General features: G+C 71.0%; 15 protein-coding genes. 14 read left to right on the forward strand and 1 reads right to left on the reverse strand.

Annotation, left to right across the window (positions count from 1 at the left end; genetic code table 11):
• The first annotated feature begins 90 nt into the window (after positions 1-90).
• The 14 genes from T336_RS0115610 (at position 91) to tolA (ending at position 12806) form a co-directional block, all read left to right on the forward strand.
• On the forward strand, positions 91-480 hold the full coding sequence (locus tag T336_RS0115610) for a response regulator (protein ID WP_026433258.1): 390 nt from the start codon (positions 91-93) through the stop codon (positions 478-480).
• Entirely contained in the window at positions 480-1304 is an 825-nt protein-coding gene (locus tag T336_RS0115615; protein WP_026433259.1) for an ABC transporter substrate-binding protein, read from the forward strand. The genes T336_RS0115610 and T336_RS0115615 overlap by 1 nt, the downstream gene beginning before the upstream one ends.
• Positions 1304-3835, forward strand: coding sequence for a sensor histidine kinase (locus T336_RS0115620; protein WP_026433260.1), 2532 nt, complete (start codon positions 1304-1306; stop codon positions 3833-3835). The genes T336_RS0115615 and T336_RS0115620 overlap by 1 nt, the downstream gene beginning before the upstream one ends.
• A gap of 79 nt (positions 3836-3914) precedes the next feature.
• Entirely contained in the window at positions 3915-4196 is a 282-nt protein-coding gene (locus T336_RS0115625) for a DUF427 domain-containing protein (protein ID WP_013595302.1), read from the forward strand.
• A gap of 342 nt (positions 4197-4538) precedes the next feature.
• Positions 4539-4838, forward strand: a complete 300-nt coding sequence (locus tag T336_RS0115630) for a 2Fe-2S iron-sulfur cluster-binding protein (protein WP_026433261.1) — start codon at positions 4539-4541, stop codon at positions 4836-4838.
• Positions 4839-4941: 103 nt separating this feature from the next.
• Entirely contained in the window at positions 4942-6642 is a 1701-nt protein-coding gene (locus tag T336_RS0115635) for a T6SS phospholipase effector Tle1-like catalytic domain-containing protein (RefSeq protein ID WP_026433262.1), read from the forward strand.
• A gap of 59 nt (positions 6643-6701) precedes the next feature.
• Positions 6702-7823, forward strand: a complete 1122-nt coding sequence (ribBA, locus tag T336_RS0115640; RefSeq protein ID WP_026433263.1) for a bifunctional 3,4-dihydroxy-2-butanone-4-phosphate synthase/GTP cyclohydrolase II — start codon at positions 6702-6704, stop codon at positions 7821-7823.
• A gap of 8 nt (positions 7824-7831) precedes the next feature.
• Positions 7832-8296, forward strand: coding sequence for a 6,7-dimethyl-8-ribityllumazine synthase (ribH, locus tag T336_RS0115645; RefSeq protein WP_019701156.1), 465 nt, complete (start codon positions 7832-7834; stop codon positions 8294-8296).
• Positions 8293-8853, forward strand: coding sequence for a transcription antitermination factor NusB (gene nusB / locus T336_RS0115650; protein WP_026433264.1), 561 nt, complete (start codon positions 8293-8295; stop codon positions 8851-8853). Before ribH ends, nusB begins: the two co-directional genes overlap by 4 nt.
• Positions 8854-8952: 99 nt before the next feature.
• Positions 8953-10137, forward strand: a complete 1185-nt coding sequence (locus tag T336_RS0115655; protein ID WP_026433265.1) for a pyridoxal phosphate-dependent aminotransferase — start codon at positions 8953-8955, stop codon at positions 10135-10137.
• 23 nt (positions 10138-10160) lie between these two features.
• The gene (gene ybgC, locus T336_RS0115660) at positions 10161-10583 is read left to right on the forward strand and encodes a tol-pal system-associated acyl-CoA thioesterase (RefSeq protein ID WP_013595309.1); all 423 of its coding nucleotides are present in this window, start codon (positions 10161-10163) and stop codon (positions 10581-10583) included.
• Complete coding sequence (gene tolQ, locus T336_RS0115665) at positions 10580-11281, forward strand: protein TolQ (protein WP_011795341.1); 702 nt, start codon at positions 10580-10582, stop codon at positions 11279-11281. Before ybgC ends, tolQ begins: the two co-directional genes overlap by 4 nt.
• A 27-nt stretch (positions 11282-11308) precedes the next feature.
• On the forward strand, positions 11309-11734 hold the full coding sequence (locus T336_RS0115670) for an ExbD/TolR family protein (RefSeq protein WP_019701159.1): 426 nt from the start codon (positions 11309-11311) through the stop codon (positions 11732-11734).
• Between the two features lie 49 nt (positions 11735-11783).
• The gene (gene tolA / locus T336_RS0115675; RefSeq protein WP_026433266.1) at positions 11784-12806 is read left to right on the forward strand and encodes a cell envelope integrity protein TolA; all 1023 of its coding nucleotides are present in this window, start codon (positions 11784-11786) and stop codon (positions 12804-12806) included.
• Between the two features lie 87 nt (positions 12807-12893).
• Here the strand turns inward: tolA and T336_RS0115680 are convergent, their stop codons facing one another.
• Positions 12894-14315 carry a cytochrome-c peroxidase gene (locus T336_RS0115680; RefSeq protein WP_026433267.1) on the reverse strand — a complete coding sequence of 474 codons (1422 nt, stop codon included), beginning with the start codon at positions 14313-14315 and terminating at the stop codon, positions 12894-12896.
• Positions 14316-14419: the final 104 nt, after the last annotated feature.

The following is a 14419-nucleotide window of genomic DNA, read 5'->3' on the forward strand; positions in this document are numbered from 1 at the left end:
TCCAGTATGTGTCGCGTGCAAGGCACTGGACTTGCAAAGGGAAAATCTAATAAATATGATTCACCCTTTGCAACGGGACTGCGCGCCCCCATGAAGACCGTACTCATCGTCGACGACCATGCGGAAATCCGCCGCCTCCTGCGCATGACGCTGGAGAACCAGGACGTGGCGCTGCACGAGGCGGCCAGCGGCGAGGCCGCCCTCGCGGTGGCGCGGGCCGAACGGCCCGACCTCGTCCTGCTGGACGTGATGATGCCCGGCGCGTTCGACGGGATGGAGGTCTGCCGGCGCATCCGGGCCGACCCGGGCCTCTCGCACACCCGCGTGATCATGCTGAGCGCGCTCGACGGCCTGCACGACCGGGCGGCAGGCCTGGAAGCAGGCGCCAGCGAGTTCATCGCCAAGCCTTTCAGCCCTGCGCGCGTCGTCGATACGATGCGGCGCGTCGACGCCGCCAGGGCGTGTCCGGCGGGCGGCTGATGCAGCGCCACCTGCGTGGCCTGGAACGGCTGCTGCGGCGCCGCGCCGCGGCCCTGCTGCCGGCCGTGGCCCTGGCAGCGGCGTCCCCGGCCCTGCTCGCCGGCCCGGTCGCCGAAAGGGTGCAGGCGCGCGGCACGGTACGGGTCTGCATCTGGCCGAGCTACCAGGGAGTGACCTACCGCGATCCGAGAACACGCGCGCTCAGCGGCATGGACATCGACCTCTCGCGGCACTTCGCTCGGGAACTGGGCGTGCAGGTGGATTACGTCGATTCGTCCATGGACAGCATCGTGGGCGACCTGGTGGACGACCGCTGCGACATCGCCATGTTCGCGCTGGGCATCCTGCTGCCCCGGCTCCAGCAACTGCAGTTCAGCCAGCCCTACCTGCGAAGCAGCGTGCTCGCAGTCACCACCAAGGGCAGCTCCGTGGTGCGCCAGTGGTCCGACCTCGACCGCCCGGGCATCGCGGTCGCGGTGCAGAGCGGAGCCGCCATCCAGTTCCAGGCGGAGCAGCAACTCAAGCATGCACGCGTCGTCCCGGTGCGGCTGCCCGACACCCGCGAGCGCGAGCTGCTCTCGGGCCGGGTGGATGCCTTCATGACCACCAGCGTCTATGCCCGCCAGCTCGCCATGCGGGCAGACTGGGTGCAGATCGTCGCCCCGCCGCGCCCCTCCTTCACCGTTCCGGCGGGCTACGCGGTGCGCCCGGGCGACGCAGAGTGGCTGTCCACGGTGGATGCCTTCGTCACGCGCATCAAGCGCGACGGCCGGCTGCGCGAAGCGACCAGGCGCCATGGCCTGGACGGGATGGCGGTGCCCTGATGCGCCTGCCGTTCCTGCCGCGGGCACTCGGTGCGCTCGCGCGGCGCCTGTCCCCATGGCCCGCCGGCACCCCAGTGCTCATCGCCGGCCTCGCCGCGGCAGTGGGGGCCGTGGCCAGCGCGCTCGTGGTGAGCATCGGCGACCTGCGCAGCGCGATGACCACCAGCGAGGGCCAGGCCCGCCTGCTCGCCCGGGTGCTGGAGGACCAGACGACGCGCACCTTCGATTCGGCCGAGATGGTACTGGCGACCCTGGCACATGCGCAGGCCACCGAAACCCATGGCGGCGCCGGGCGCCACGCCTACGCCGGCGCCGGCGAGTCCATGCGGCAGGCGCTCACCGCCCTGCCCTTCATCCGCAGCGTTTCCATGGTGGACGAGCGTGGACGGGTGCTGGCGAGCACCGACTCCGCCGCCAGCGGCATGGACATCGACCGCAAGCGCCTGGGGCCCTGGCAGGAAGCGGGCGGCCAGTACATCGGCCCCCGGCTGCCCGGGCGCGGGCTGGAGAGCCTGCAGCGCGGGGTGTCCCCGCCCCCCGCCCCGCCGGGCCTGGCCTTCGTGCCGCTGCTGCACGGATTCCGCGACCACGAGGGGACGCCGATGATGCTGGTGGCGCTGGTCAACCCGGACGCGCTCTCCAACTTCCAGTACCTGGCGCTCGAATCGCTCAGCTACGACGCGGTGATCGCCACGGACGACGGGCACCTGCTCGCTTCGTCGGTGCCCCTGCCCGATCCGGGCGCCCGGGACATCGCCTCGCTGCCGGTATTCACGCGCCTGCTGCCGCTGGGCGAGCACGGCAGCTACATGGGCCCGGGCGTGCAGGGACCGGAGCGCATCGTGGCCTACCGCGCGTCCCGCAGCAAGCCGCTGGTGGTCATCGTGGAAGAGCCCGAGCACGAGGCCTTCATGCGCTGGCTGCGCGAATCCTACCCGTTCCTGGCCATGGAACTGGGACTGGTGGCACTGGCGCTGGCGCTCACCTGGATTGCCTGGCGCAGCCTCCGCGCACGCGAGGCGGCACGGGCCGCGGTGGATGCCGCGCAGGACCGCATCGCGCGCAGCGAGCGCGACCTCGCGCTGCTGCTGCGCAGCGTGCAGGAGCTGATCTTCCGCACCGACAGCAAGGGCGTGCTGACCTATGTGAACGCCCGCTGGAGCGCTCTCTGGGGGGAGCCGCCCGCCTCGGCGATCGGTCGCCGGCTGCAGGACCTGGTGGACCCGGAAGGCCAGGAACGGGTGGCGGCGATGCTGGACCCCCGTTCCCAGGCCGCGCTGCGCACGCGCCAGTTGCGCGTGCGCTCGCCCCATGGCGACGAACGCGTGCTCGACGTGGCCGCGGTGCCGCTGCGCGCCGCAGGCGGCCAGGTGCTCGCCTTCGCCGGCAGCGCCGTGGACGTGACCGAGCGCGAGCGGGCCGACCAGCGCCTGCGCGCGCAGCTGGCCTTCCAGAACCTGCTGCTGGAGACCAGCCCCCAGCCGATGATGCTGACCGACCTGGGCCACCGCGTGGTACTCGTGAACCGCGCCTGGGAGCAGGCGATGGGCTGCACGCGGGAGCGCATCGTGGGGGAACGCCGCCCCCTTTACCCGGGCGAGGAAGCGGACAATGCCGCGCTCTCGGCCGGCGGCGGCACCACGCTGGAGCGCGACCTGCCCTACGGCGACGGCGCCCGGCGCGCCACGCGCGTGCTCAAGGCCGCCGTGCACGGGGACCACGGCGACGTCACGGGCGTGCTCAGCATCCTGGTGGACATCAGCGAATTCCGCGAGGCCGAGCGCGCCACCCGCGAGGCGCACGACGCCGCCGAGGAGGCGGCGCGCACGCGCTCCCAGTTCGTGGCCAACATGAGCCACGAGCTGCGCACGCCGCTGCAGGCCATCATCGGCTTCGCGGAGCTGGGATCGGCGCGCAGCCAGAACGAGCGCCTGGGCGCGATGTTCACCGACATCCTCGCCGCCGGCCAGCGCATGCTGGCGCTGGTGAACGACCTGCTCGACGTGGCCAAGATCGAGAGCGACATCGGCACCATCCACCTGGAACGCACCGACCTGCGCGGCCACATCCGCACGGTGGCGCGCGAACTGGGCCCCCTGGTCGCGTCGCGCGGGCAGGACCTGCGCATCGACCTCCCGCTGCATCCCCTGGTGGCCCGGGCGGATCCGCGGCGTTTCCAGCAGGTCGTGCGCAACGTGCTGGCCAACGCCATCAAGTTCTCTCCGGACGGCTCCTGCATCCAGCTGCGCGCCGGCATGGATGCCGGCGACACCGACACCATCTGCATCGAAGTGCAGGACCAGGGCCCCGGCATACCGCCCACCGAGCTGGACCGCATCTTCGACGCCTTCGCCCAGTCGAGCCGCACGCGCAACCGCTCCGGCGGCACGGGCCTGGGCCTGGCCATCTGCCGCAAGATCGTCGAAGCGCTGGACGGCCGCATCCACGCACGCAACGTGGAAGGCGGTGCCGTCTTCCGCATCGAGCTTCCCGTCCGCGGGCCGGCAGATACCGTCCCCGGGTCGCTCTGAGAAGGGCTCCGGGCGCCCCGGCGGCGCACGAACTCGGGTATGGTGGAGCGCCACCCACTTCCACCGAGATCCATACCCCATGAAAGCCACCTGGAACGGCGTGGTCGTCGCCGAAAGCGACGACACGGTCCTCGTCGAGGGCAACCATTACTTCCCCGAAAGCGCGCTCAAGGCAGAGTACTTCACCTTCAGCAACCACCGCACGACCTGCCCCTGGAAAGGCCAGGCCGCCTACCGTTCGCTGCTGGTGAACGGCGAACTGAATCCGGATGCCGCCTGGACCTACCCCGACCCGCACCCCGAGGCCGAGCAGATCCGCGGCCGCTTCGCGTTCTGGAAGGGCGTGAAGGTCGAGGCCTGAACGTTCCGCGGTTATCCCTGCCCGCACTGGACAATCATGTGGATAACCCGGGAACGGCGCTGTACGGCCGTCGCAAGTGATTGATTTTCCTGGAAAACCCACTCGCTGCCCAAATTTTGTGCAATGCAGCTCCGGCCGGCACCCGGTTATCCCGCACCGCATGGGACAACAATGTGGATAACACGGGAGCAGCGCTGTATGGCGTTTGCAAGTGGTTGATCCATAAGGCATTCATTCCCATTGCCCAAAAATTGTGCAGTGGGAAACCCTCGCTGCACACATCCATGGCGCCGCGATCCGTCGCCGATTCCACCCTGCACCGCCCATCCGGCGGTTCCTCCCATGACGTCTCCCGCCCCCACGCCACCGTTCTTCATCGCCCGCGTCGGCACCGACGGCACGCAATGCGATGCCTGGCCCGAGCAGACCCTGCTGCAATCCATGGAACAGGGCGGCATCGACTGGCCGAGCTCCTGCCGCAACGGTACCTGCCGCACCTGCATCGGCATGCTCTCCGAGGGCACCGTGCGCTACGCCATCGAGTGGCCGGGCCTCTCGCGCGAGGAAAAGGCCGAGGGCTGCATCCTGCCCTGCGTGGCCTATCCCACCAGCGACGTGCACCTCGAGACCTCCGCGGTCTGAGCCTGCCCACCGGCTGACACGCGGCCCTGCCCCCCTTGCGGGGCGGTGCCCACCTTCGCCAGAATGGTCCCACCCTGCGGGGATAAAAGAGGGAGAGAGGACCATGAACGACACCACCGAGGCGGCGCGCCGGCCAGGCGCCCGCGGCGCTGGCGCGCCCACGCGCGCCGACATCCTGCGCGAATGCGCCGAGGCCGATGCCCGCTGGGCCGCCGCGCCCGGGCGCAACCTCGTGCTGCTCTTCGACGGCACGGGCAACATCCTGGGCAACGAGCAGGACACCAACGTCGTGAAGCTGCTGCGCATGCTGGACAAGGGCCCCGCAGCGCCGGACGGCGGCCCCGAACAGCTCGTGTACTACGACCCGGGCGTCGGCACCGCCAACCTGTTCCCGCCGGCCAACGTCGCCGCCCGGCTGCGGCAGGCCGGCGACCGGCTCTCGGGCCTGGCGCTCGGCAGCGGTGTTTTCCACAACATCGCGGGCGCCTACGAATTCCTCGCCCGCAACTACCGGCCGGGGGACCGCATCTACCTGCTGGGCTTCTCGCGGGGAGCGTTCACCGCGCGCGCCGTGGCCGGCATGGTCAACATGTACGGGCTCGTCCACCCCGAAGGCCTGCCGCTGCTGGAAAGCCTGGTGCGCACCTATTTCGCGCCGCCGCTGCGCCGCAACCCCTCGGGCTCGCGCGATCGCGAGGACTTCGCGCGCGACGTGGTCGAGAACTTTTCCCTGGGCCGCCTGCCCCTGGTGCATTTCGTGGGCGTCTGGGACACCGTCGAATCCATCGGCATCGGCCTGCTGGGCGGGTTGAAGATCACCAACTCGGCCGGCCTCGCCTGCAAGCGCTTCGCCCATGTCCGGCATGCGATGTCCCTGCACGAGTCGCGCATCCCCTACACGCCCCGGCGCTACGACGATCCGTATTTCTCCGACCGCGAGCGCGTGCACCGCAGCTTCGCGCAGCGCTGGTTCCGCGGCGTGCACAGCGACGTGGGCGGCTCCTATGCCCGGGACGGCCTGTCGCGCACCACCCTGCGCTGGATGGCCGAGGAGGCCTTCGCGCAGGGGCTGCGGCTGGACCGCAGCCAGCTGCAGCCCGGCGACCCGCACACGCCCATGCACGACCAGGCCTACGACTGCCCGTACTGGGCCTGGGCCGGGCTGGACGCGCGCGAACGCGAACCCGACGACACCATCGACGCCAGCGCCCTGCCCATCGCGGCCGCGGTGCCCGCGGAACACATCCCGCGCACCCAGCCCTGGCGCACCCTGGGATGGGTGCTTCCGGTGGTGGTCGCGCTGCTGCTCGCGGCCACCACCCAGGCCGGACGCGGCGCCTGCGTGCTGGACGGCGCCCCGGGCTGGATGCGCGCTCTGCCCTCACTGACCCAGCTCGCGGCGGCCTGGCAGGCGGCCGCGGGCGCGCCATGCAGCCCCGCCGCCCTGCGCGAGACGCTGGCCTGGGACTGCGCCTTCGTGCTCGCCTACACCCTGTGGCTGCCCTACCCGATGGCCTGGGCCCTGCGCCGCCTCGTGGCGCGCGCGGTGCCGCGCGGGCGCCGGCTCGCATGGCTGCCGCGCCACGCCCACTGGTTCATGGGCCTCCTGGCGGCCACGGACCTGGCGGAGAACTACACGCTGCTGCACGTGGCCGGGGCGCCATGGGGCACTGCCGCCGCCGTCTTCTGCGCCGCCAAGCTCGCCTGCCTGGCGCTGCTGGCGGCCGTGCTGTGCCAGGGCGCGCTGGCAGGCCCGGAACGCGCGCGCCGGGACTCCGCCGCGGGGGCAGGCCGCCTGCACTAAAATCTCCCCTTTCCCGGCGGCGCGGTCCGGCCGCCGCGGACCACCGAAAGCCCGCCCCCATGAACACCCCCCTCCCCCCCGCGTCCATCTCGCCCGTCGAAGACATCGTGGCGGAGATGCGCGCCGGGCGCATCGTCATCCTCGTGGACGAGGAAGACCGCGAGAACGAAGGCGACCTGGTCCTGGCAGCCGACCACGTCACCCCCGAAGCGATCAACTTCATGGCGCGTTTCGGCCGCGGCCTCATCTGCCTCACCCTCACCCGCGAGCGCTGCGAGCTGCTGCGCCTGCCGCCCATGGTGGCGCGCAACGGCACCAAGATGGGCACGGCCTTCACGGCCTCCATCGAGGCCGCCGAGGGCGTGACCACCGGCATCTCCGCCGCCGACCGCGCCCGCACCGTGCAGGCCGCCGTGGCACGGGATGCCAAGGCCTCCGACCTGGTGCAGCCCGGCCACATCTTCCCGCTGCAGGCGGTCGATGGCGGCGTGCTCATGCGCGCCGGCCACACCGAGGCCGGCTGCGACCTGGCCGCCATGGCCGGCTGCAGCCCGTCCGCCGTGATCTGCGAGGTCATGAAGGACGACGGCACCATGGCCCGCCTGCCCGACCTGCAGCTTTTCGCCGCCGAACACGGCCTGAAGATCGGCACCATCGCCGACCTCATCGAATACCGCAGCCGCAACGAAACGCTGGTGCAGAAGGTGGGCACCCGCCCGCTGCAGACGGCGGCCGGCGAATTCATCGCCCATGCCTTCCGCGACGGCCCCAGCCAGTCCGTCCACATCGCGCTGGTGCGCGGCACCTGGGGCGAGCACGACAGCGTCCCCGTGCGCGTGCACGAGCCCCTGTCCGTGCTGGACGCGCTGGAGGTCGGCCGCGACATGCACTCCTGGGACCTGGACGCCAGCCTGCGCCACATCGCACAGCACGGCAGCGGCGTCGCCGTGCTGCTGAACTGCGGCGAGAGCGCCGAGCAGCTGCTGGCCCAGTTCGACGGCACGGCCCGCGCATCGCATGCGCCGGAGCGCGGCCGCATGGACCTGCGCACCTACGGCGTGGGCGCGCAGATCCTGCGCGAATGCGGCGTCACGCGCATGCAGCTCATGGGCCAGCAGCGCCGCCTGCCCAGCATGACCGGCTACGGCCTCGAGATCACCGGATACATCCCCAAGGAATAGGCAAAATTATGTTTGGCGCAGACAAAGGAACCGCGGACAGGCTCGACGGCAGGAAACTGCAGATCGGCATCGTGCAGGCCCGCTTCAACGAGGGCATCACCGAGGCCCTGGCGGCCGCGTGCCGCGAAGAGCTGCTCGCCCTGGGCGTGCAGGAAAAGAACATCCGCCACGTGCGCGTGCCCGGCGCCCTCGAAGTGCCCCTGGCGCTGCAGGCCCTGGCCGAGCAGGACGAATACGACGCGCTCATCGCGCTGGGCTGCATCATCCGCGGCGAGACCTACCACTTCGAGCTGGTGGCCAACGAATCCGGTGCCGGCGTGACACGCGTGTCGCTCGATACCCAGACCCCGATCGCCAACGCCATCCTGACCACCGAGAACCTGGAGCAGGCCGTCGCCCGCCAGACCGAGAAGGGCCGCGACGCGGCGCGCGTGGCCGTGGAAATGGCGAACCTGCTGGAGGAGCTGTCTTGAGCGACGATTCCGCCTCCACCCCGGCACCCGGCGGCGCGAAACGCCCGCCGCGGCAGGCACGCACCGGCACCACCTCCACGGGTGCGCGCAAGGCCGCGTCCAAGTCGTCCCGCAGCCGCTCGCGCGCCTTCGCGCTGCAGGCCCTCTACCAGCACATCGTGGGCCGCAACGAGGCCACGGCGATCGACGTGTTCACGCGCGACCTCTCCGGCTTCCACAAGGCCGATGCGGCGCACTACGACGCCCTGCTGCACGGCTGCATCGAGAACGCTGACGCGCTGGACGCGCTCATCACGCCGAAGCTCGACCGCACGCTGGAAGAGATCTCCCCCATCGAGCACGCGACCATGTGGATCGGCGTGTACGAGTTCCAGCACTGCCTGGACGTGCCGTGGCGCGTGGTCATCAACGAATGCGTCGAGCTGGCCAAGGAATTCGGCGGCACCGACGGCCACAAGTACGTGAACGGGGTGCTCAACGGCCTCGCGCCCACGCTGCGGGCGGCCGAGGTCGCCGCCGACCGCACGCCCGGATCCGCTGCGGACCACACGGACTGAGCCCGGGCCGCGCGCCCACCTCTTTCGCCCGCCCCGGCTGCCGCCCGGCTCCCTGCGGGAGCGGCGCGGCGCCCCAGCCCCCCTTCGGACATCCCTCCCATGAAGTTCTCCCGGCGCGCCGAGCGCATCGAACCCTTTTACGTGATGGAGATCGCCAAGGCCGCGCAGGCCCTGGCCCGCGAGGTGGCCGGCGGCCCGGAGCCGATGATCTTCCTGAACATCGGCGAGCCCGACTTCACCGCCCCGCCGCTGGTGCGCGAGGCCGCCGACCGCGCCCTGCGCAGCGGCGCCACGCAGTACACCAACGCCCTCGGCCTGGACGCGCTGCGCGAACGCATCAGCGGCTGGTACGCCGAGCGCTTCGGCGTGGCGGTGCCGGCGCGCCGCATCGTGGTCACGGCAGGCGCCTCCGGTGCCCTGCAGCTCGCCTGCCTGGCGCTCATCGAGCAGGGCGACGAGGTGCTCATGCCGGACCCGAGCTACCCGTGCAACCGCCATTTCGTGAGCGCGGCGGACGGCCGCGCGGTGCTCGTGCCCTCCACCGCCGCGGAGCGCTTCCAGCTCAGCGCCGACAAGGTCGCCGCGCACTGGGGCCCGAAGACGCGCGGCGTGCTGCTGGCCTCGCCCTCCAACCCCACGGGCACCTCGATCGCGCCCGATGAACTGCGCCGCATCCACGCCGCCGTGCAGGCGCGCGACGGCTTCACCCTCATCGACGAGATCTACCTCGGCCTCTCCTACGAGGAGGCCTTCGGGCACACCGCACTCGCGATCGGCGAGGACATCGTCAGCATCAACAGCTTCAGCAAGTACTTCAACATGACGGGCTGGCGCCTGGGCTGGATGGTCGTGCCCGAGGCCATGGTCCCGGTCGTGGAGCGGCTGGCGCAGAACCTCTTCATCTGCCCGAGCACCGTGGCGCAGCATGCCGCGCTGGCCTGCTTCGAGCCGGACAGCATCGCCGAGTACGAGCGCCGCCGGGCCGAGTTCAAGGCCCGCCGCGACTACTTCATTCCCGCGCTCGAATCCCTGGGCCTGTCCGTGCCCGTGCGGCCGGACGGCGCCTTCTACGCCTGGGCCGACTGCACCGCCGCCGCCCGGCGCCTGGGCGTGGAGGGCAGCTGGGACTTCGCCCACGAGGTGATGCGCCGCGCCCACCTGGCCCTCACGCCGGGGCGCGACTTCGGCAGCCATGCGCCGGAAACCTTCGTGCGCTTTTCCACGGCCAACTCCATGGCGCAGCTGCAGGAAGCCGTGGCGCGGCTGTCCCGGCTGCTGGCCTGACGCGCGGCGCGAGGCACTGCCCCATGAGCTTCGAATGGCCCGTGCGCATCTACTGGGAAGACACGGATGCCGGCGGCATCGTCTTCTACGCCAACTACCTGCGCTTCTTCGAGCGCGCCCGCACCGAATGGCTGCGCTCGCTGGGCGTGGAGCAGCAGCGGCTGCGGGAACTCGCGGGAGGCATGTTTGTCGTAACCGACGCGCGCGTGCGCTATTTGCGCCCCGCCCGGCTGGACGATGAACTGATTGTTACGGCCGCGCTCGAGGAAAGTGGAAGGGCATCCCTGACAATACGCCAGCGAGCGCTCCTGAAATCGGAGCACATGACAGAATCGGAGCCTTCGCCCCTGTGCGAGGGCACCGTTCGCATCGGGTGGGTCGACGCCGCGACGCTGCGCCCCGCCCGGATTCCCGGCCACCTTCTGGAACAACTCTCACCATCATGAATTCGCAAGACATGTCCATCCTGCACCTGGTGCTCAATGCCAGCTGGGTGGTGCAACTCGTCATGGCGCTGCTGATCGGCGTGTCCATCGCCAGCTGGGCCGCCATCTTCCGCAAGCTGTTCGCGCTCAAGCGCGTCCGGTCGCTCAACGACGAGTTCGAGCGCGAGTTCTGGTCGGGCACCAGCCTGAACGACCTCTACGCCAGCGCCGCGCAGAATGCCAAGAACGCCGGCCCCATGGAGCGGATCTTCGCCAGCGGCATGCGTGAATTCCACAAGCTGCGCGAGCGCCGCATCACCGACCCCGGCACCCTGCTCGACGGCGCGCGCCGCGCCATGCGCGCGAGCTTCCAGCGCGAAATGGACGTGGTGGAGTCGAGCCTGTCCTTCCTCGGCTCGGTCGCCTCGGTGAGCCCCTACGTCGGCCTGTTCGGCACCGTGTGGGGCATCATGCACGCCTTCACCGGCTTCGCGGGCATGGAGCAGGTCACCCTCGCCACGGTGGCACCCGGCATCGCCGAGGCCCTGGTGGCCACGGCCATCGGCCTGTTCGCCGCCATTCCCGCCGTGGTGGCCTACAACCGCTTCGCGCGCGACATCGACCGCGTGGCCATCCACCAGGAAACCTTCATCGAGGAATTCTCGAACATCCTGCAGCGCAACCTGGGCGCGGCCCCGGCCTCCGCCTCGGGCCACTGACCCGCCACGCACGCGAAGGAGCCTCCCATGCCCACCATGGCCTCGCGCGGCGGCAGCCGCCGCCGCTCGATGAACGAGATCAACATGGTCCCCTTCATCGACGTGATGCTGGTGCTGCTCATCATCTTCATGGTGACCGCGCCCATGCTCACCCCCAGCCGGATCGACGTGCCCACCGTCGGCAAGGGCGCCAAGGCGCCCAAGGCCTTCGGCCAGGTCATCGTCCAGAAGGACGGCAGCCTGCAGCTCAAGACGGGCGACCTCGAGCGCCCCGTGACGCTCAAGGAACTCGGTGCCGCCGCCAGGGCCTGGCAGGCCACGCAGGAAGAAGGCACGCCCGTGCTGGTCACCGCCGACCGCAACGTGACCTACGACTCCGTGGTCAAGGCCATGGACGCGCTGCAGCGCGCGGGCGTGCAGCGCGTGGGCCTCACCGTCAAGTCGGGCGGCTGACGCCCGGCACCTCTCCCGCCGCCGATCCCCGGAGCCGTTCCCGAACGCGATGCACGCCCACAACGACCGAGACCAGTTCGCCCCCACGCGTCCGCCGGGACGCCTGCGCGCCATCGCGCTCGCCGTCCTGGTCCATGCCGCGCTCATCGGCGCCCTGACCTGGGGCGTGAACTGGAAGACCAGCGCCGACCAACCCGCCATCGAGGCCGAGATCTGGTCCGCCCTGCCACAGCAGGCCGCACCGGCCGCGGTCGCCCCGCCACCACCGCCCCAGCCGGTGCAGCAGCCCACGCCCCCTGCCCCGCCACCGCCCGCGCCGGCCCCGCCACCTCCACCGCCGCCGAAGGCCGCGCCCGATCCGCGCGATGCCGACATCGCCATCGAGCGCGAGAAGAAGCGCCTCGAGCAGGAAAAGAAGGAACGCCAGCTGCAGGCCGAACAGGACCGGCGCGAACGCGAGCGCAAGGAGCAGGCCGAGCAGGAAAAGAAGGAGCGCCAGCAGAAGGAAAAGGCGCAGCGCGAGAAGGACCAGCAGCAACAGCGCGAGAAAGAACAGCGCGAGAAGGATCGCCGCGAGCAGCAGGAGAAGCTGGAAAAGCAGCAGGCCGAGAAGGAACGGCAGGAGCAGCTGCAGAAGAAACAGGCGGAAGACAAGCGCAAGGCCGAGGAGAAGCGCAAGGCCGACGCCGCGGACGCCAAGCGCCTGGAAGCGATTCGCCAGGACAACATCCGGCGCATGCAGGGCCTGGCAGGAGCCACCGGCGGCGAGACCGCCACCGGAAATGCCCAGCGCAGTTCCGGCCCGTCGGGCAGCTATGGCGGCAAGGTCGCGGCCAAGGTGCGCCCGAACATCGTCTATCCGGACGCCATCTCCGACAACCTGCGCACCGAGGTGGAAGTGCGGGCCTCGCCCGATGGCACCATCGTGGGCATCCGCGTCACCAAGTCCAGCGGCAACAAGTCCTGGGACGACGCCGTGGTGCGCGCGCTCGAGAAGACCGACACCCTGCCGCGCGACGTGGACGGCCGCGTGCCCTCCTCGCTGGTCATCGGCTTCCGGCCCAAGGACTGACCCGCGGGCGCCGCCCTCGCCGGGCGGGCCGCTGCGGGCTATGGAGCTGAGGGGCTGCGGGACGGTGGCGCAGGGCCGCGGTCCGGTTCAGTGCGCTGCCGCGGCGCCCCGCCCCCCCACCCGGGCCACGGCGGAACGGCGTCCGCCCCGTGCCACCGCCTCCATGGCCGGCACCGCATCCTGGTCGGTCAGCGTGCGCAGGAACGCCACCACGTCCCCGATCTCGGCCTCGGTCAGCCGGGGCGCCTCGCCGGGCCCGCGGTCGAACGGCGCTTCCCGGTTGACGTTGCCGGCATATTCGGCGGGCAGGTCGTCGTAGCGCGGATGCGCGCCCCGCGCGCGTGCCGGATAGGGATACCAGCGCTGCGGGTCGGTGTCGCGCGTGGCGTAGAAGCGCACCGCCTCTTCCAGGCTGTGGACGACCCCGTTGTGGAAGAAGGCCTGCCGCACCGCCACGTTGCGCAGGCTCGGCGTGCGGAACGCGCCGCAGAGCGCCGCGCGCTCCTTCGAGTCCGTCCTGGCCGGCAAGGCCGCGCAGGTGCCCAGGTCATGGAATGACGGGTCCCGGTTGGCCGGCAGCGTGCGGTTGCGCGGCACGCCGATCGCGATGTGCCCGAAATCCGAGAAGGCGGGGAATGCCCCGTTGTTGGGACTGACCTCGCTCAGGTGGCAGGACGCGCAGTTGCCCTTCTTCACGTCGTTGAACAGCGCGAGCCCGCGCATCTCGCGCGCCGACAGCGCCGCCTTGCCGCGCAGGTAGTCGTCGTACCGGCTGCTGTAAGGGTAGAAGCGGGCAGGATCCTGCTGGAACATCTCCAGCGCCAGCGTGGCCCACTGGAAGCCCCGGACATCGTCGTCCAGCGCGTCGGCACCGAAGGTCTCCCGGAACTGCGCCGCATAGGGTGCCCGCCGCAGCCGCGCCACCACCGCCGCGGCGCCGGCATTGGCCATCTCGTGGGGCGCCAGCAGCGGGATGGCCGCCTGCTCGTGCAGCGTGCTCGCGCGGCCGTCCCAGGTGTGGCCGCCCGACGCGCCCTGGTCCACGCTTTCGTCGAAATCGTCGTCGAAACGGTGCATGGTGAAAGGCGGCACGTTCTGCTGGTAGCGCAGGGACGGCGCCGCCCGCACGCCCAGGACCGCGCCGTCGGCGCCGCCGGGCTGCACCGCGAGGCCATTGGGCGGCCCGAAGGCATGCGCCGGATCATGGCAGCTCGCGCAGGACACCCGGCCCGACGCCGACAGCCCCTTGTCGAAGAACATGGCCTGCCCCACGGCCTGCATGCGAGCGAAGTCCGGCTGCGCCGCCATCTGCATCCGGTTCGCATCGGGCGGCGCGGCACCGGCCGACGCCGCAGGCCTTGCCGCCCCCGGCGCCACGCCCGATGCGGCGGCGCCCCCCATCCACACCCCCACGCCGGCCAGCACACCTGCAGCGCCCAGCAGGCAGGCCGGGCCGCTCCATCGAAGAAAACGCCGGGAGGCCGGAAACACGCGTGCAGGAGAAGTCATGGGGCGAGAGGGAAGCCGCAAAAAACGCGGCGCGCCAGCATGCGCCCCGGCCATGTCAGCTTCATGACGGCCATCTGTCATGCGCCGGACACAGCCGCGCCACC

Source organism: Paracidovorax oryzae ATCC 19882 (assembly GCF_000687165.1).
Classification (GTDB): domain Bacteria; phylum Pseudomonadota; class Gammaproteobacteria; order Burkholderiales; family Burkholderiaceae_C; genus Paracidovorax; species Paracidovorax oryzae.